Origin of the sequence: Crossiella sp. SN42 (assembly GCF_023897065.1) — a bacterium.
Taxonomy (GTDB): Bacteria; Actinomycetota; Actinomycetes; order Mycobacteriales; family Pseudonocardiaceae; genus Crossiella.
Genome location: NZ_JAMHIV010000013.1, coordinates 1 through 17,283 on the forward strand (window position 1 = coordinate 1; position 17,283 = coordinate 17,283).

Genomic DNA, 17,283 nt, shown 5'->3' on the forward strand with positions numbered 1-17,283 from the left:
GCCGTGGGAGGGGCCTTCCGGTGTTCAGCGCCTCACAGCTCCGAGCACTGGCCGGTCCGCGGACCCTCGCCGGTGTTGTCGAAGCCGTTGTCCACCGGCGCGGGGTTGTTGCTCGCACAGGTGATCGGCCCCTGGACCCCGCTGGCCGAGAGCACCGGAGCCTGCTCGGCGGTGTTGCCGACCAGGGTCACCGGGCCCTCGATCCGGGTGGTCTCGATGCTCAGCTCGCCGGTGGTGCCGGTGACGCTGAGCGGGCCGGAGACCTTGCTGCCGAACAGGATCACCGCACCCGCGCCGGTGGCGGTGAGCGGGCCGCTGATCGTGCTGCCGTAGGCGCGCAGGGTGGCGCCGGGGGCCACCGTCACCGGGCCGGTGACCTCGGCGTCCCGCAGTTCCGTGACGCCCCCGGTGACCGTCAGCGGCCCCTCGTGCTTACCGGTGATCTCCTTGTCCGCCTTGGCCGCGGGCTTGCCGAGGAACTCGACCTCGGCCACCGAGAAGCCCGCGGTCCCGGTCAGCTCCAGGCGGTACTGGCTGTACCGGCCGGGCTTGGCCACCTTGAACGCCTTGGTGTGCTGCCGCCACGCGAACTTCTCGTTCTTGCGCTCGTCCACCACGGCCCAGTTCTTGCCGTCGTAGGAGCCCTTGAGCACCCAGCCAGCCGGGTCACCGGCGGCCTTGCCGGAGGTGAGGGTGTAGAAGCTGACCGGCTCGGTCGGCGTCTTCGGCTGGAACTGCACCCAGCCACTGCCGTTGAACGCGGTCTCGGTCGCCGAACTGTTGTCCACCAACGCGTCCAGACCGGTCGAAGCGGTGCGAGTGCCCTCGGCGTCGCGCAGCGGGGCCGGGGGCGCGCTGCCCTCGGTGATCGACGGCGGGGCGGCGTCCTTTCCGGTGCCCCACTTCGAGGGCTTGTCGCCCAGGTCGAACTCCAGGGTGCCACCGCTGGCGATCAGCTCGTGCGGCAGGTGGGTCTTGCCGTAGTCGCGGCCGTTGACCTTCAGGCCCTGCACGTAGACGTTGCGCAGGCTGTTCTTCGGCGCCTTCACCACCAGCTTCCTGCCGTTCTCCAGGTTCACCGTGGCCTTGGTGAACAGCGGGGAACCGATGGCGTAGCTGGGGTTGCCCATCTGCAGCGGGTAGAAGCCGAGCGCGCTGAACAGCCACCAGGCGGACAGCTCGCCGTTGTCCTCGTCACCGCCGTAGCCCTGGCCGATGGTGGAGCCGGTGTACTGCCGGGACAGCACCTCGCGCACCTTCTCCTGCGTCTTCCACGGCTGGCCGACGTAGTCGTACATGTAGGTGATGTGGTGCGAGGGCTGGTTGCTGTGCCCGTACTGGCCCATCCGCACATCGCGGGCCTCGATCATCTCGTGGATGATGCCGCCGTAGGAGCCGGGGAACTCCGCGGTCTCCGGGGTGCTGAAGAACTCATCCAGCTTGGCCGCCAGCTTGTCCCGGCCGCCGTAGAGGTTGGCCAGGCCCTGACCGTCCTGCGGGGCGTGGAAGGCCATGTTCCAGCCGTTGGTCTCGGTGTAGTCGTGGCCCCACTCGCGCGGCTCGTACTTCGCCGGCTCGACCCGCCAGCTGCCGTCGGGCTTGCGGCCCTGGAAGAAGCCGACCCGGGAGTCGAACATGTTGACGTAGTTCTGCGCCCGGTTCAGGAAGTACTCGTGGTTCTCCTTGAACTCCTTGCGGCGCGGGTCGTTCGGCTTGGCCTCGTCGTAGAGCGTCTTGGCCAGCACCGCGATGCCGTAGTCGTTGATGTAGCCGTCCAGTGCCCAGGACATGCCCTCACCGGTGGCGGTGGAGGTGTAGCCCAGGAACACCGAGGTGTCCAGGCCCTTGCGGCCCACGCCGGGGTTCGGCGGGGCGACGGTGGCGTTCTTCACCGCGGCGTCGTAGGCGGCGCGCACGTCGAAGTTGGTCACGCCCTTGCGGTAGGCGTCGGCGAAGGCCACGTCCGAGCTGGTGCCCACCATCAGGTTCGCGTAGCCGGGGGAGGACCAGCGGGAGACCCAGCCGCCCTCCTTGTACTGCTGCACGAAGCCCTCGGCCAGCTCGCCGGCCTTCTTCGGCGTGAACAGCGAGTAGGCGGGCCAGGTGGTGCGGTAGGTGTCCCAGAACCCGTTGTTGACGTAGATCTTGCCGTCCACGATCTTCGCGCCGGTCTGGGTCGGCGTGTCCTGACCGGTGGGCGCGGCCACCGGCGAGGCGTGCTTGTACACCGGCTTGGTCGCGGTGCCGACGTTCTCGTGCCCGGAGTTCGGGTACAGGAACAGCCGGTAGAGGTTGGAGTACAGGGTGTGCAGCTGGTCCTGGGTGGCGCCCTCGACCTCGATCACCCGCAGCTGCCTGTCCCACTCGGCCTGCGCGCGTTCCTTCACCGAGTCGAAGGTGTCCGAAGTAGACACTTCAAGGGCCAGGTTCTTCTTGGCCTGCTCCACGCTCAGCAGCGAGGTGGCGATCCGCATGGTCACGGTCCGTTGGTCGGCCGGGGTGTCGAAGCGCAGGAACCCGGTGACGTTGTCCCGCCCGGCCCCGGTCAGCTTGCCGCCGGCGACCGCGGGACGGTCAAAGGTGGCGTGCACGAACAGGCGGGTGGCGCCGGTGGACAGGCCGCTCTTGATGTCGGAGAAGCCGGAGACCGTGCCGGTGGCCGGGTCCAGGGTGAGGCCGCCGTTGTTGTTGACGTTGTCGAAGAGCAGGCTGGAGGTGTCACCGGTGAAGGTGAACCGGAACAGCGCCGCGTGGTCGGTCGGTGCGATCTCGGTCTTCATCCCGTTCTCGAAGGTCACGCCGTAGTAGTGCGCCCGCGCGGTCTCGTTGACGTGCTTGAACGGCAGCGCCCGCGCGGCCCGGTCCAGCTTCGGCGTGCCCTCGGCCGAGGGCATCACCTGGAAGGTCTGCCGGTCGCCCATCCACGGGCTCGGCTGGTGGCTGGCGGTGAAGGCCTGCACCGTGGGCAGGTTCTGTGGGTTGTTGGCCTTGGCGTACTCGTAGAGCCAGCTGGTGGTGCCCGCGTTGGTCATCGGGGACCAGAAGTTGAAGCCGTGCGGCACCGCGGTGGCCGGGAAGTTGTTGCCCCGGGAGAACGAGCTGCTGGAGTTGGTGCCCCTGGTGGTGATCACGTGGTCCGACGGCCGGGAGGCGTTGATCTTCGGCGCGGCGCCGATCCGGATGTCGTCCACCCAGCCGGAGAAGCTGGCCGGACCGTTCGGGTTGTCGTAGGCGAGCAGGATCCGCTTGATCGTCTTGCCCGCGGCCACCTTGCCGATCACCGACTGCTGCAGGTTCCACTGGTTGGTGTAGAGCACCTTCGAGGCGCCCTGCCCGCGCGGGGACAGCTCGAACCCGTGCTGGTCGGTGGCCTTGAGGTCGCTGAGGTAGGTGCCGTCGGCGAAGGCCAGGTCGATCGCGGCGTGCGTGCTCGGGTAGTTCAGGTCGCCCGAGACGAACTCCGGGAAGATCAGGTATGACAGCTCGGTGTCCCGGCCGACCTGGATGTCGACGTCGAAGACCTTGTTGTAGGAGTAGCCGCGGCCCTTGGCCTCGTGCGTGCCCAGGTAGCGGAAGGCGCGTACGCCGGTGAACCCGCTGTTGTTGCGCACGTTGTAGCCACCGGCCGGACCCTTGCCCGGCACGGTGCGCATGTGCGGCGGGAACTCGCCGGTGCTCGGCCCGGCCAGTTGCAGCTCGGCCAGCTGGATGATCGGCGCGCCGTTGTTGGCGGTGATGTCCAGCCGGTAGTGCCGGTAGGCCGTGGTGTTGTCCAGGGTGAAGGTCTTGGTCTCGTGCCGCTTGGCGAAGGCCTGCCCGGTCCGACTGTCCACAGTGGTCCAGTTGGCGCCGTCGTCAGAGCCCTTGAGGGTCCAGTCCCGCGGGTCCCGCTCGGCCGCGTCGTTGGCCGAGGAGATCGCGTACTTATTGACCGGGATCGGCTCGGACAGGGTCAGCGAGACCCAGCCGGTGCGCTCGAAGGCCAGCCACTTCGAGGACAGGCTGCCGTCGAACAGGTTGTCCCTGACCTCGCCGCCTGCGGTGTTCTCCGCGCTGGCCGCGGTCGCGGTGATCTTGTCGTTGACGCTGCCCGGGATGCTCACCGAGTCCGCGCCGGTCACCCCGGCGGCCTTGGGCTTGCCGTCCGGCCCGGTCTCCGGCGTGTCGGTCCACGTCGGCTGGATGTCGCCCGCCTCGAACGAGGTGGCGAACGAGGTGCCCTCCACTGGCTGCCCCTGGTCTGTCTCCGGTGGCGCCGCCAGTGCGACCGGGGAACCGGCCAGGCTCAGCGCCACGATGCTCGCGCAGACCAGCATCATCGGTGATCGTGCCGCTCGCACTTTGGTTCTCACGCTTCGAGTCCTCCGCCTGGATGTCGGGGGGTGCGGACGGCTGTGCTGGACTCGACCCGGCACAACCGGACGAAAGCGAAACTTGGTTGTGACATCGATGTCAAGAAACTCGTCCGGTCTTGTCACCTCTCCGCCGGGTGAAGAGGCCGGACGGCTCAACCCTCAGCGGCTGTCCGCGACCACGATCAGCCGCCGCGACTCCGCGGTCAGCGGCTCGCCCGCCGGCCCGAACCCGGCGACCTGGGCAAAGCCGGCGGCGCGCAGCCAGTCGGCCAGCTCCGGGTAGGCGAAGAGCCGGATGAAGTAGCTGACCACCCGGTCCTGGCCGTTCCTGGACACGGTCCGCCGCCCCACCGACCGGGCGGCCAGGGCGTCCAGCCGGTGCTCGTCCAGCACCACGGTCCCGTCCGGCAGCTCCCGGCGCACCGACTCGCGGAAGTCGCGCAGCAGCCAGACCAGGTGCATGGTCTCCAGCGCGAACCGCCCGCCCGGCCGCAGCACCCGGCGCACCTCGGCGAGCACCCGCCGGTTGTCCGCGTCGGCGAAGTAGCCGAAGGAGCTGAACCAGTTGACCACCCGGTCGAACTCACCCGTCCAGGGCAGCTCACGCATGTCGCCGAGCACGTAGTCGACCTGGAGTCCGCTTCCGGCCGCCGCCGCCCTGGCCCGGTCCAGGAACACCGGGGTGATGTCCAGCCCGGTGACCCGGCAGCCGCGCCTGGCCAGCCGGTTGCTCAGGCGGCCGTGCCCGCAGGCCAGGTCCAGCACGGTCATGCCGGGGCGCAGGTCGAGCAGCCGCCAGAGCAGGTCGGCCTCGGCGTCGGCGCGGGCGTCCAGGTCCGCGCCGTAGAGGTCCAGGTAGTCCTGGTCGAACAGGCCGGTGGCGTCGAACTCGGGCATCAGGGACGCTCCAGCACTCCCGGCCGGAACGGTTCCACGCCGACCGTGCGGCGGACCTTGACCGGCTCGATCACCAGGATCACCCGCCGCTCACCCGGGATGCGCCACTCGAAGCGCTCGGTGCCCACGTACTTGCGCGCCAGCCGGTCCATCCCCGCCTCCGCGGTCTCGCCGGTCACGAACGCCACCACGGTGCCACGGATCTCCACCCGGTCGTACGGGTTTTCCGGCGAGGTCGCCGACAGCGAGACCCGGGGATCGCGCCGCAGGTTCTCCTCCTTGACCCGGCCCAGCGCGGTGTTCACCAGCACCCTGTCCCCGTCCGCCTCCGCCCACATCGGCGTGACCTGCGGCGATCCGTCCGCGTTCAGGGTGGCCAGGTGCCAGAACAGCGGCCTGGCCAGCCACTCCCGCACTTGCGGGCTCAGCTCCATGCTCACCAGTACATCAGCCCGACGCCGCCGAAGCTCCACGAGTAGTACAGCCGCAGCCGCACCAGATAACGCCTGCCCTGCAACAGCTTCGCCTCGATCAGCGCGTTCAGGTCGGTGCCGCTGTCGTCGTCACCGGCCAGGTACACCGGCTGCCCGTCGACCTCCTCGAAGAGCACCAGCACCGAGTCGCTGCCGCCGAAGGTGCCGATCTGGTACTTCGCGGTGGCCGGCGGGGTGATCACGAAGTCGGCCTGCTGGCCCGCGGTCAGCTCCAGCTGCACCGTCTTGAGGTGCTCCAGCGCGGCAGGCTCGCCGGTGGGCGCGGGGTACCACTTGCGCACGAACTCCTTGTCAACCGGGGAAAGCACGCCCGGTGGCCGGATGCCGCCCGCGTACTGGGCGGGCTGGCGGATCAGGCCGGGGCCGAAGCCGTAGTGCATGATCGAGTCCGGGTCCCAGGCCGAGCCGGTGACCTCGTCGGTGGCCAGCTTGCGCAGGATGTTGTGGAAGATGGTCTGCCGGTCCCAGAAGTTCGGCGGGCCGGACAGCGACTGGTAGACCTTCGCCTCGTCCCACTCGATGCCGGCGAACGGGTTCTGGTGCTCGTGCGGCATACCGATGGTGTGGCCGATCTCGTGCAGCGCGGTGGTCATGCCGTAGTCGTCGGCGGTGAGGTCCCAGCCGAAGTTCATCGTCCGGTCGTTCACCCCGGCGTGCAGCACCACGTCCCGGCCCACGTAGGACCAGGAGCCGTCGCCGTCCATGAACCCGATCCGCAGCTCCGACTGGGCGCGGTCGGGCACCTCCTCGAACCGCAGCCCGATGCCCAGCTCCTGCCAGGTGGCGAAGGCCCGCCGCACCACCTCGCGCTGCTCCTGCGCGCCCACCCAGGAGACGAACCTGGTGCTGCCGTCGCTGAGGCGCACCTGCTCGCCGTCGGTGTCCCGGTCGAAGAAGTAGTAGTGCAGCACGGTTCCGTTGGCCCACTTGGACCTGGTCCGCACGATCGCGCGCACCCGCTCCAGGTTCAGCCCCTCCGGCATCGAGGGCTCGGGCTGGGGACGCAGGCCGCAGTAGCGGAACTCGATGGCGTTGTCCTCTTCGGGCATGTCAGCGCCCTCCCTCGCGATCGCGGCCGTACCTCCATGGTCAGCGCGCGACCCGCGATCCGGTGCCCGCCATCGGAGTGAGCGGCGCGGAGCTTGGTCGGTACAGTGACCGGGCAGCCTCAGCCGGAGGAGGGTCATGGGCGCGGGACCGCTCGCCCGACGGGACTACGCCGGACGTTCGGCGGCCGACCGCCGCGCCGAGCGCAGGGAGCGCATGCTCGCCGCCGGGCTGGAACTCTTCGGCACCGAGGGCTACGCCGCCGCCTCCATCGAGCGGCTGTGCGCGCGGGCCGCGGTGTCCACCCGGAACTTCTACGAGGAGTTCGGCAGCCGGGAGGCCCTGCTGATGGCCTTGCACGACCGGGTCAACACGACCGCGATCGGCGCCGTGCGGGAAGCGTTTGCCGCGTTGCCCGAGGCCGGGCTGGTGGAGCGGGTCCGGCTGGCCGTGCGCACCTACCTCGACGTCACCGCGCAGGACCCCAGGCTGGCCAGGGTCGCCTACGTGGAGGTGGTCGGGGTCAGCGCCGAGGTGGAGCGGTACCGGGCCGGCTGGCGGGAGCGCTGGATCGAGCTGCTGGTGGCCGAGGCCGAGCGCGCGGTGGCCCGCGGCGAGGCCACCCGCCGGGACTTCCGGCTGACCGCGATCGCCTTGATGGGCGCGGTGAACGAGCTGGTGCACCACTGGTCGGTGCTCGGCGGCATTACTCCAATCGAGGACATCACTAGGGAAATCGCGCGTATTGCCACCGCATCCGTGGCGGACGGACTCTCCACTTCCGGATGAATTGCATGGCAAATTGCCGCGATGTTGTTGTGTGCGTTCGCAGATCCTGAATGCTCGTGCGTATGAAGCTGTGTCCTGAATGCCACGGATCCGGCACCATCCCCGATGCCGACTACTCGGCCTGTAGGAGGTGTGGCGGAGTTGGCGACATTCCCGGCCACCAGTGAGGGCCAGTGCAACCTCTGCCGGGGCACCGGCTACTTCGAGTGGACCCAGCCCGAACCGGGGCCGGGCGGATCGCTGGTGCTGCGGCAGTTGCGGCATCCGTGCGTGCACGGCTGCTCGGGCTGGTGGCGGCAGCCCGCGGCCGAGCGTGACCGGGTGGTCGAGGGCACGCTCGGCGCGGCCCTGCCAGGAGGTCAGGTCTCCCGGTAGAGCGCGTCCAGCTCGGCCGCGTACCGGTCCGCCACCACCGCGCGGCGCAGCTTCAGCGTCGGCGTCAGCTCGCCGGTCTCCACGCTGAAGTCGTTGCCCAGCAAGGCGAACCGGCGGATCCGCTCCGGCGGCGCATAGTTGGCGTTGGCCTGCTCGACCACCTGCTCGATCACCGCGCGCACCTTGGGGTGGGCCGCCAGCTCGGCGGGCTCGCCGGTGAGGTCCAGCTCGCGGGCCAGGTGCGGTAGCTCCTCCGGGTCCAGGGTGATCAGCGCGACCGGGTAGGGGCGGCGGTCGCCGTGCATGACCGCCTGGGAGATCCAGCGGCAGCCGCGCAGGTCGTTCTCCAGGTTCGCCGGCGTGAGGTTCTTGCCGCCCGCGGTGATGATGATGTCCTTCTTGCGCCCGGTGATCCGCAGGAACCCGTCCTCGTCCAGCGCGCCGAGGTCGCCGGTGTGCAGCCAGCCGTCGACCACGGTCTCCGCGGTGGCGGCCGGGTTGTTGTGGTAGCCGGGGAAGACGTTCTCGCCGCGGGCCAGCACCTCGCCGTCCTCGGCGATGCGCACCTCGATGCCGGGGAACGGCCGGCCCACGGTGCCGAACTTCCACGCCCCGGGGTGGTTGCCGCTGATCAGCGCGGTGGACTCGGTCATCCCGTACGCCTCGTACACCGGGATCCCGCAGTCGGCGAAGAACTCCAGCACCGCGGGCGCGATCGGCGCGGCCCCGGAGAGCCCCTCGCGCAGCCGCCCGCCGAGGGCCGCGCGCACCATCTCCGGCACCTGCTCCGGCGGCAGGCCGAGACCTTGCACGGTGCTGTGCACCTTCTCGAACAGCCTGGGCACCGAAGGCAGGATGGTCGGACGCAGCGCGGCCAGGTCGGGCAGCAGCTGCCGGATGTCGCCGCGGAAGAAGCCCAGTGTCGCGCCATGGCTCAGGGTCAGGAACTGCACGATGCGGGCGAACAGGTGCGCCTGCGGCAGGTACAGGAACATCACGTCCCCGGGCCCGACCCGCACCAGGGGGCCGATCGCGGTCAGCGAGGCCCGCCAGTTCCGCTCGGTGAGTAGGCAGCCCTTGGGCGGGCCGGTGGTGCCGGAGGTGTAGATGATCGTGTTCAGCTCGGGCTCGGCCGGGGCCGCGCGCACCCCTCGCGCGCGCAGCTCCGCCAGCGACACCGCGCCCGGCGTCTCGGTGAAGGCGACGATGTGCTGGAGCAGCGGGAGTTCCGGGCGGAGCGCGGCCACCCGGTCCACCTGCTCCGCGCTGCCGCAGAGCACCAGCTTCGCGCCGGAGTCGCCCAGCACCCAGGCGCATTCCGGCGCGGAGTTGGTCGGGTACACCGGCACCAGCACCGCGCCGACGCTGGCGATGGCCAGGTCGGCCACTGTCCATTCAGGACATGTCTCGGCCAGCACCGCGACCCGGTCGCCGGGCCCGATGCCGATACTGGTCAAGCCGTCCGCCGTGGCGCGGACCGCTCCCGCGAGCTCCGCGTAGGACATCTCCTGCCAGTCACCGTCCCGGTGGAACCGCAGGGCGGGCGCGTCGCCGTAGGTCGCGCCGGCCCAGACGGCCAGCTCGGCGATCGCGGGATAGGTCCGCGTCACGTCGGTCTCCCTTCAGCAGTTGCTCGGCGCGGGCCGGTTGGCGAACCGGTCGGCCAGCCAGGACACCGCGCCGGGCGCACCGGTCACGGCCAGGCTGATGTGCTCGCTGAGCAGGCTTTCCCGCAGCTGCACCCGCACGCCGCGGGAACACCAGCCGCGCACCAGCTGCTTGGCGTCGTTGATCGGCATGAACTCGTCGTTCACCGACTGGTAGACGTAGGCCGGGACCGCCGGGGTGCCGGTGCCCAACCTGTTGCGCTCCAACACCTTCTGGAACTGAGGCAGCTGGATCGGGTCGGGCACCTCGGTGAACTCGCTGATCCGGTGGAAGGCGTACGGCGGGGTCCACTGCGCGTGGCACATGTTCCGGACCTCGGCGAAAGCCTTGCGCCCCTTGGCGTTGAGCACCGACTCCAGCTTCATCTCCGGGTGCGAGTGGTCCAGCCCGATCGCCGCGGCCAGGAAGAAGCCGAAGAACGGGCCGCCGTCGATCTTGTACCCGACGTTGCCGATGTCCCTGGGCACTCCGCCGGCCGCCGCCCCGCGCACGTTGAGCTCCGGCGCGTACCCCGGTTGCAGCTCGGCCGCCCAGGAGGTGGCCAGGCCGCCTTCGGAGTAGCCCCAGATGCCGACCGGTCCCTTCGGATCCAGTCCCGCTTCCGAAAGTCGTTGTGCGGCACGGATTCCGTCCAGCACCGCGTGTCCGGTGGGGCGTCCGGCGGTGTAGGTGTGCGGGCCGGTGGTCGCCGAGCCCTCGTAGTCGCTGACCACCACCGCCCAGCCCTTGAGCAGGGCCATGGTCATCAGCGCCAGCTCGTACTCGATCCCGGCGCGGAACCAGAACGAGGGCGCGCAGTTGGAGGACAGGCCGTGGGTGCCGATGTTGTAGGCCACCAACGGTCGTGGCCCGTTCGTCCAGGGCGAGTGCGGCACCAGCACGGTGGCCACCACCGCGTTCGGCTGGCCCTGGTTGTCGGTGGAGCGGTGCAGCACCTGCCAGGCGCGGACCGGGAAGGGCAGCACCAGCGCCTTGGCCGTGATCGGGCGGGAGCGCAGGACGTCACCCGCGGCCACCGGCGGCAAGGGGGCCGGTGGGCGGTAGAAGGGGTCGGCGGAGGGGAGCGGGATTCCCGCGGTCGCGGCGGTTGCCGGAATGGCGGTGACCGTGGTGGCGAGGGTCAGGACGGTGGTGAACAGGGTGATCAGCAGCGCACGACGACGGGAACTACTGGACATGTTCGCCCCTTTTCTCCGGGCGTCTGATAAGGGCTGTTGCCAGATGAACGGACCGTACCTACTGGCGCGTTAACTGACAAGGGGCCTGACCGGATGTGCCGGAAAAGGGGCTTTTAGGCGGTTTTGTGAGGCAGGTCTGCCCAAAAAGCGACGCCGTTGTCGCATTCGATCAACAGGGCGGGCGCAGCGGGGCAGAAAGCGGGAGGTCGGCCGAGCCGGGCGAGGTGGAAAGTGGACGGTCGGCCGGGCGGTGCGCAAAGCGCGCCGCGTCAGGGTGTGGTGCCGGAATGGCGGCTTCCGTCGCGGGCGCGCGAAATCGAAATCGTCCCGCGGTCGTGCCCGGTCAGTCCTTGACCAACAGGCTGGTCAGGTGGCGGTGCAGGGTGGCGCGCAGGCGTTCCGGTGGCATCAGGTCCGGGGCGGTGACCGCGTGCAGCACCATGCCGTCCATCAGCATGTGCAGCCGGTCCACCTCGAGTCGCAGGTCGAGCCCGTCGGCGAGCAGGTCGTGGGCGGCGAGGTCGTCCAGCAGCCTGCGGCAGGTGCGGGACAGGTGCTCGTGACCGCCCCGGTTGATCCGGCGGGCCTCGTCGTCGACCAGGGTGCGGGACAGGAACGCCACCCAGACCTCGGCCACCGCGCGCATCTCGGCGTCCATCGGCAGCATGCGTTCCAGGGTCTCCTGCGCGGCGTCCCTGGGGTCCGGTGGCAGGGTGCGGCGGGTGGGGGCGCGGCGGAGCACCTCGGAGATCATCCGCATGGCGAAGGAGACCAGCTCGGCCTGGGTGGTGAAGTAGTACTGCACCGAGCTCGGCGACCAGCCGGCCTCGCGGGCCACGCTGCGCACCGAGGCGCCGTCGATGCCGTGCTGCCGGATCACCTGCCACAGCGCGCGGCCCAGTTCGCGGCGCCGCTGTTCGTGATCGACGACCTTGGGCACCGGCTGACCCCTCCTGTTGGTTACCGAACGAATACACCAGTGTCCGGTACCAGTGCGAGTGTACTGAATAAACTGTATGCCGAAACTGCCGGTCGGGCGCGTTGGCCGTGATCGAGAAGTTGCCGTGGCGTGGCAAGGCGAACCGGCCCCGATCGCTTACCGTGGACGCCAGAGCCACCGGATGGCCGCTACAGCCCCGCCGTCTGGCTACCTACCATGGTCCGACAGGCGGCACGCCCGACCAAAGGGGGGTTGGCGATGCGCACTCCACGTTCGCGCTTGATCGCGGCACTGGGAACCATCCTGCTGGCCCTCGGCCTCGCGCCGCTGCCCTCGGCGGGCGCGCAGGCGGACCAGGCCCCGACCCACGTGTCGTTGCGGGCCTTCAACATCCCGAACGGCTACATCCGGCACGCGCACTACCTGGGCCGGGTGGACGACATCTACCCGAACAGCCCGGAGTGGGCGCGCGCGGATGCCACCTGGACCGTGGTGCCCGGACTGGCCGGTGACTGCGTGTCCCTGGAGTCGCGCAACTACAAGCGGCACTACCTGCGGCACCAGAACGGCCGGGCCAAGCTGGCCGCCTTCGAGGACAACCGGGGTTTCCGCGAGGACGCCACCTTCTGCCAGGTGCCGGGGCTGGCCAGTAGCGGCGCGATCTCGCTGCGCGCCTTCCAGTTCGGCAACGCCTACCTGCGGCACGCCTTCGGCGAGCTGTACCTGGCCGACAACGACGGCAGCGCGCTGTTCAAGGCGGACGCGACCTTCGAGCGCGGCTCGCCACTGATCTCCGGCGTCTTCTACAACCCGCTGCTGGAGCCCGGCGCCGACCCGGCCATGGTGCGGCACAACGGGACCTACTACCTGTTGCAGGGCGACCAGTACAACAACCACGACCTGGTGATCCGCAAGTCCGCCTCGGTGGAGGGCCTGCGGGACGCGCCGCCGACCACGCTGTGGCGGCACCCGCCGTGCCCCGGCGCGGCCTGCACCGAGGTGTGGGCGCCGGAGCTGCAGCGGATCCGCGACCAGTGGTGGATCTTCTTCACCGGCGCCTCCGACGTCGGCAACGGCCGCAGCCACCGGATGTTCGCGCTGCGCGGGCGCACCGACGATCCTTCGGGTCCGTACGACTACCTGGGTGAGCAGCCGCTGCCGGACGGGCAGTGGGCCATCGACGGCGCGTGGTTCGAGAAGGACGGTCAGGGCTACTACACCTGGTCCGGCTGGGACCGCGACTACGGCAACGCCAACGAGGTCCAGCACATCTACGTGGCCAAGATGCACGATCCGATGACCCCGGCCGGGCCGCGGGTCAAGATCGCCTCGCCGACGCAGGGCTGGGAGACCAAGCCCAACCACGCCAACGTGCTGCTCAACGAAGGCCCGCAACCGATCTTCGGCCCGCGCGGCCAGCTGTTCATGTCCTTCTCCGCCAACGCCAGCTGGACCGACGACTACTGCCTTGGCCTGCTCACCCTCAACGGCGACCCGGTGGAGCCGAGCGCCTGGTCCAAGTCCGGCGGCTGCGTCTTCGCCGGCCAGGACACCTCGATCGCCCCTGGGCACAACGGGTTCCTCGAGGTGAACGGGAGCTGGTGGCTGACCTACCACGCCAGGCTCCAGGCGGGCACCGGGTGGCCGGGCCGCAGCATCTGGTTGCAGCCGCTGTCGTTCAACTCCGCGGGCCAGCCGGTCTTCGGCACCGCGGCCGGCGCGCACGACCCGGTGCCCCTGCCGTGACCGTGCTGTTCGACGCGGACGTCTCCGTGCACTACGGGCAGCTGTACCTGGTGAACCGGGACAGCCCCGACGGCCTGGACCTGGGCGAGCACTTCCGCGGCCAGGCCAACGGGCTGTGCGGGGCGGCGGCGCCGGAGTCGCTGTTCCTGATCACCGACCGGCACACCGGGACGGTGGCGCTGCGGATCGAGCTGCACGAGCGGGAGCCGCCGGTGGCCGCGGACTGGGCCGAGGTGGTCGAGGTCTCGGGCACGCTGACCGGCGAGCAGCCGGGGCTCAGCGAGTGGGGCGGGCGCTGGTACCCGCTGGCGCTGCCGCCGGGGGAGTACCGGGTGCGCTACTGCGGCGGCGAGGACCGGTACCTGCTCCAGTTCTGGCCGGGCGCCCCGGCCCCGGACGCGGTGCTCAGGGTGACCAAAGGCGCCTACTGGCACGAGTTCGCCCGCTCGTTGCCGCCGCCGCCCACGCCGGAGAGGTGGCCGCCGAGGAACTGCGGCGGACCGCCGAGGAGCGGGTCGCCGCTGCCCTGCGCGCACGCCGGGAGGAGCAGCGGCGGTGGGGCGGGGAGCCGCCCAGTGCCGCGCTGCTCGGGATGAAGGGCAACGCGCGCAAGGTGGTCCGCGAGCACCGGGCGGTGGCCGAGGCGATCGCGGCGGATCCGGCGGGGCAGCGCGCGCTGGCGGTGCGGCTGGCGCACCAGGCCTGCGCGGCCGCCGGGCTGGCCGAGATCGAGTGGATCGCCTCGGCGCTGGCGGCCCTGGCTCAGGGCGCGGAGCCGTTCCAGGACTGGCGGGCGGCCGGGCAACGCCTGCTCGCCGACCCGGCGGTGCCCACCACCGTGGTCCCCGGCGGGGAGACGCCCACCAGGCAGCAGACCGCCGCCTTCGCCGCCCTGCGTACCGCGGCCCTGCCCGACCCGCTGACCGCGGCCCTGGAGACCCTCGCCGCCACCCTCGGCACCCTCGGCCCCGATGAGTGCGCGGACCTGCTCGCCGAGCTCCGCCGAACCCCCTCCCAGGCCCCGCGTCAAGCCCGTTAGCCGGGATTTCACCTGACGGGGTCAAGCCTCCGACCTGCGGCGACGTGACCGGCAGCCCAGCCGAAGCGGCCGGGGCGGCGTGGCCTATGTTCTGCCCATGAGCACCGAGACCGCGCCGCGGTACATCCGGCTGAACGTTGAGCTGATCGTGGAGCTCACCGACGAGGGTGAGCTGAAGGCGGCTGCGCTGGAGCAGCTGAAGGCCGACACCGAGGTGTCGGAGGAGGCCAGGGCGGAGGCCATCGCCGCGCTGGAGTCCGACCCGGCGGACGCCCTGTCGTACTTCATCGACCCCTTCGCCGTGGTCAACGAGGCCCCGGGCATCGAGCTGGTCGAGGTCGGCTGGGACGGCGAGGTCGCCGAGTACGACCCCGAGGCCGAAGAGGACGAAGAGGCCTGACTCGCGCCCTGGCTGGATGTGGCGACCCCTACGATGACCGGTATGTCACATCCAGCCCAGGTTGCCACCACCGGCGCCCGCGGCATCCTCACCGGCCTCGGCTTCTTCGGCCGCGGCGTGGGTATCGCCTTCCGCAACCCGAAGCTGCTGCTCCTGGGCGCCATCCCGGCGGTGCTGACCACGGCGCTGATGCTCGGCGGCCTGATCACCCTCGGCTACTGGGCCGGTGACCTGGCCACCTGGTTCACCCCGTTCGCGGACAACTGGTCGGAATGGCTGCGCAAGGCCACCAGGTTCGTCGCCGGGCTGGCCGTGGTGCTGGGCGCGATCGCGGTCAGCGTGGTCGCCTTCACCGCGATCACCCTGGTCGTCGGCGGCCCGTTCTACGAGCACATCTCCGAGACCGTCGAGGACAGCCTCGGCGGCGTCCCGGACGCGGAGAAGGCCTCCTTCGGCCGCATGCTGTTCCTGGGCATCCGCGACTCGATCCTGCTGGTCGCGGTGGCCGTGCTGCTGAACCTGCCGCTGCTGTTCGCCGGGTTCATCCCGGTGGTGGGCCAGACCGTCATCCCGGTCATCGTGGCTTGTGTGGGCGGCTGGATCCTGGCGCTGGAGCTGTCCGCGGTGCCGTTCACCCGCCGCGGCCTGACCCTCAAGCAGCGCCACCGCATCCTGCGCCGGCACCGGGGCATGGTGCTGGGGCTGGGCGTGCCGGCCTACCTGCTGTGCGCGATCCCGTTCGTGTCCATCCTGGCCATGCCGATCGCGTTCATCAGCGCCACCCTGCTGGCCCGCGAGGCGCTGTCCCGCCGCCAGGACTCGGGACACTAGAACGCGGTGGTGGGCGTCCAGCGGCCGTGCACCTCGCGCAACCGGTCCACGATCTCGCCCACGGTCGCGTAGGCCTCCACCGCCGTCACGCAGGCGGGGACCACGTTCGCCCCGGCCTTGGCGGCGGCGCTCAGCTCGTCCAGGGCCCGCTCGACCGCCTCGGCATCGCGTTCGGCGCGGACCCGGCGCACCGCCGCGACCTGTTCGGCCTCCGCGCCGGGATCCACCGCGAACACCTCCAGGGGCTCGGCGGCGGAGGGGAACAGGTTCACCCCGACCACGGGGCGCTCGCCGCTTTCCACCTCCACCGCGTGCCGGTAGGCGGCGTCGGAGAGCTCGCGCTGGAACCAGCCCGAGCCGATGCAGGCCAGCGCGCCGCCCCTGGTCTCGATCTCGCCCATCAGCGCCCAGATCCGCTGTTCCAGCTCGTCGGTCAGCGACTCCACCGCGAAGGACCCGGCCAGCGGGTCGACCGTCTCGGTCAGGCCGGTCTCGAAGGCCACCACCTGCTGGGTGCGCAGGGCCAGCGTCGCGGCGGCCTCGGTGGGCACGCCCAGGGCCTCGTCGTAGGCGCACACGTGCAGGGTCTGCACCCCGGCCAGTGCGGCCGCGGTGGCCTCGACGGTGGTGCGGGCGACGTTGTTCAGCGGCTGCTGCGCGGTCAGTGACGATCCCGCGGTGAAGGCGAAGATCCGCAGCTGGTGCGAGCGCGGGTCCTGGGCCCCGTAGACGTCCCGGGTCAGCCGGGCCCACACCCGCCGCGCCGCGCGGAACTTGGCCACCTCGCGCAGCAGGTCGATGTTGCTGGAGAGGAAGGTGAACAGCGAGGGGGCCACCGCGTCCACGCTGAGCCCGCGCCGCACGCACTCGTCCAGGTAGGCGCGCGCGTTGGCGAAGGTGAAGGCGATCTCCTGCACTGCGTCCGCACCGGCCTCGCGGATGTGGTAGCCGCTCATCGCCAGCGGCACCCAGCGCGCGGCGTGCCGGGACAGGTGTTCGATCACGTCCACCGCGAGCCGCAAGGAGGCTTCGGGCGGGAAGATCTGGGTGCCGCGCGCGATGAACTCCTTGAGCACGTCGTTCTGGATGAACAGCCCGAACGAGCTCGGGTCGACCCCGCGTCGTTTGGCCAGGGCCAGGAACATCGCGGCCCACACGTAGCCGATGGAGTTGGCGGTGGTGCGCACCTGGCTGATGCGTTCCAGGGGGATCCCGTCCATCAGCGTCTCGACGTCGGCCAGCGAGTCGATGGCCACGCCGACCCGGCCGACCTCGCCAGCCGCGAGGGGGTGGTCGGAGTCCAGGCCGAGCTGGGTGGGCAGGTCCAGGGCCACGCTGAACCCGGTGACGCCCGCGGTCAGCAGCTGCTGGAACCGGCGGTTGCTGGCCGCGGGCGTGCCGAAACCGGCGTACTGGCCCATGATCCACGGCTTGGGCTCGGCGGAAACCCCTCTGGTGTAAGGGAACTCGCCGGGTCGCTCGGCGCCCTCCGGCGCGTAGTCCGGGCGCAGGCGCTCCACCACG

At 70.7% G+C, this 17,283-nt stretch carries 15 protein-coding genes; 7 read left to right on the forward strand and 8 right to left on the reverse strand.

The window, feature by feature from the left end:
* Positions 1-32: 32 nt before the first annotated feature.
* The 4 genes from M8C13_RS16650 to M8C13_RS16665 all read right to left on the reverse strand — a co-directional run bounded on the left by M8C13_RS16650 (position 33) and on the right by M8C13_RS16665 (position 6,795).
* A complete protein-coding gene (locus tag M8C13_RS16650) occupies positions 33-4,316 on the reverse strand; it encodes a GH92 family glycosyl hydrolase (protein ID WP_252481728.1) in 4,284 nt (1,427 codons plus the stop codon).
* Between the two features lie 198 nt (positions 4,317-4,514).
* The gene (locus M8C13_RS16655; protein ID WP_252481517.1) at positions 4,515-5,252 is read right to left on the reverse strand and encodes a class I SAM-dependent methyltransferase; all 738 of its coding nucleotides are present in this window, start codon (positions 5,250-5,252) and stop codon (positions 4,515-4,517) included.
* Positions 5,252-5,686 (reverse strand): PPOX class F420-dependent oxidoreductase, encoded by a 435-nt coding sequence (locus M8C13_RS16660; protein WP_252481729.1) that lies wholly within the window; start codon positions 5,684-5,686, stop codon positions 5,252-5,254. The genes M8C13_RS16655 and M8C13_RS16660 overlap by 1 nt, the downstream gene beginning before the upstream one ends.
* Before the next feature lie 2 nt (positions 5,687-5,688).
* Positions 5,689-6,795 carry a M12 family metallopeptidase gene (locus M8C13_RS16665; RefSeq protein WP_252481518.1) on the reverse strand — a complete coding sequence of 369 codons (1,107 nt, stop codon included), beginning with the start codon at positions 6,793-6,795 and terminating at the stop codon, positions 5,689-5,691.
* 136 nt (positions 6,796-6,931) lie between these two features.
* Between M8C13_RS16665 and M8C13_RS16670 the strand changes: the two genes are divergently transcribed.
* A complete protein-coding gene (locus M8C13_RS16670) occupies positions 6,932-7,582 on the forward strand; it encodes a TetR/AcrR family transcriptional regulator (protein WP_252481519.1) in 651 nt (216 codons plus the stop codon).
* A 141-nt stretch (positions 7,583-7,723) separates the two neighbouring features.
* On the forward strand, positions 7,724-7,957 hold the full coding sequence (locus M8C13_RS16675) for a hypothetical protein (protein WP_252481520.1): 234 nt from the start codon (positions 7,724-7,726) through the stop codon (positions 7,955-7,957).
* Here M8C13_RS16675 and M8C13_RS16680 read toward each other — a convergent pair.
* The 3 genes from M8C13_RS16680 to M8C13_RS16690 form a co-directional block, all read right to left on the reverse strand.
* Positions 7,942-9,567: a long-chain fatty acid--CoA ligase gene (locus tag M8C13_RS16680; RefSeq protein ID WP_252481521.1), complete on the reverse strand. Its 1,626-nt coding sequence runs from the start codon at positions 9,565-9,567 to the stop codon at positions 7,942-7,944. The genes M8C13_RS16675 and M8C13_RS16680 overlap by 16 nt on opposite strands.
* A gap of 12 nt (positions 9,568-9,579) precedes the next feature.
* A complete protein-coding gene (locus M8C13_RS16685; protein ID WP_252481522.1) occupies positions 9,580-10,803 on the reverse strand; it encodes a lipase family protein in 1,224 nt (407 codons plus the stop codon).
* A gap of 343 nt (positions 10,804-11,146) precedes the next feature.
* On the reverse strand, positions 11,147-11,743 hold the full coding sequence (locus M8C13_RS16690; RefSeq protein WP_252481523.1) for a TetR/AcrR family transcriptional regulator: 597 nt from the start codon (positions 11,741-11,743) through the stop codon (positions 11,147-11,149).
* Positions 11,744-12,001: 258 nt separating this feature from the next.
* Here M8C13_RS16690 and M8C13_RS16695 point away from each other — a divergent pair, with 258 nt between their 5' ends.
* The 5 genes from M8C13_RS16695 (at position 12,002) to M8C13_RS16715 (ending at position 15,759) form a co-directional block, all read left to right on the forward strand.
* Positions 12,002-13,489 (forward strand): family 43 glycosylhydrolase, encoded by a 1,488-nt coding sequence (locus M8C13_RS16695; RefSeq protein WP_252481524.1) that lies wholly within the window; start codon positions 12,002-12,004, stop codon positions 13,487-13,489.
* A complete protein-coding gene (locus tag M8C13_RS16700) occupies positions 13,486-14,085 on the forward strand; it encodes a hypothetical protein (RefSeq protein ID WP_252481525.1) in 600 nt (199 codons plus the stop codon). Before M8C13_RS16695 ends, M8C13_RS16700 begins: the two co-directional genes overlap by 4 nt.
* Positions 14,082-14,528 (forward strand): hypothetical protein, encoded by a 447-nt coding sequence (locus tag M8C13_RS16705; RefSeq protein ID WP_252481526.1) that lies wholly within the window; start codon positions 14,082-14,084, stop codon positions 14,526-14,528. Before M8C13_RS16700 ends, M8C13_RS16705 begins: the two co-directional genes overlap by 4 nt.
* Before the next feature lie 97 nt (positions 14,529-14,625).
* On the forward strand, positions 14,626-14,928 hold the full coding sequence (locus tag M8C13_RS16710; RefSeq protein ID WP_252481527.1) for a hypothetical protein: 303 nt from the start codon (positions 14,626-14,628) through the stop codon (positions 14,926-14,928).
* Positions 14,929-14,970: 42 nt separating this feature from the next.
* A complete protein-coding gene (locus M8C13_RS16715; RefSeq protein ID WP_252481528.1) occupies positions 14,971-15,759 on the forward strand; it encodes an EI24 domain-containing protein in 789 nt (262 codons plus the stop codon).
* Here the strand turns inward: M8C13_RS16715 and M8C13_RS16720 are convergent.
* Entirely contained in the window at positions 15,756-17,282 is a 1,527-nt protein-coding gene (locus tag M8C13_RS16720; protein ID WP_252481529.1) for a methylmalonyl-CoA mutase family protein, read from the reverse strand. The two genes, M8C13_RS16715 and M8C13_RS16720, sit on opposite strands and share 4 nt — an antisense overlap.
* Position 17,283 lies beyond the last annotated feature (1 nt).

Bases quoted from the DNA above. Each gene is read 5' to 3' on its own strand.
- M8C13_RS16705 (WP_252481526.1), top strand. From the start codon at position 14,082: ATGAAGGGCAACGCGCGCAAGGTGGTCCGCGAGCACCGGGCGGTGGCC.
- M8C13_RS16695 (WP_252481524.1), top strand. From the start codon at position 12,002: ATGCGCACTCCACGTTCGCGCTTGATCGCGGCACTGGGAACCATCCTG.
- M8C13_RS16650 (WP_252481728.1), bottom strand. From the start codon at position 4,316: ATGCTGGTCTGCGCGAGCATCGTGGCGCTGAGCCTGGCCGGTTCCCCG.
- M8C13_RS16655 (WP_252481517.1), bottom strand. From the start codon at position 5,252: ATGCCCGAGTTCGACGCCACCGGCCTGTTCGACCAGGACTACCTGGAC.
- M8C13_RS16685 (WP_252481522.1), bottom strand. From the start codon at position 10,803: ATGTCCAGTAGTTCCCGTCGTCGTGCGCTGCTGATCACCCTGTTCACC.
- M8C13_RS16660 (WP_252481729.1), bottom strand. From the start codon at position 5,686: ATGGAGCTGAGCCCGCAAGTGCGGGAGTGGCTGGCCAGGCCGCTGTTC.
- M8C13_RS16670 (WP_252481519.1), top strand. From the start codon at position 6,932: ATGGGCGCGGGACCGCTCGCCCGACGGGACTACGCCGGACGTTCGGCG.
- M8C13_RS16665 (WP_252481518.1), bottom strand. From the start codon at position 6,795: ATGCCCGAAGAGGACAACGCCATCGAGTTCCGCTACTGCGGCCTGCGT.
- M8C13_RS16710 (WP_252481527.1), top strand. From the start codon at position 14,626: ATGAGCACCGAGACCGCGCCGCGGTACATCCGGCTGAACGTTGAGCTG.
- M8C13_RS16715 (WP_252481528.1), top strand. From the start codon at position 14,971: ATGTCACATCCAGCCCAGGTTGCCACCACCGGCGCCCGCGGCATCCTC.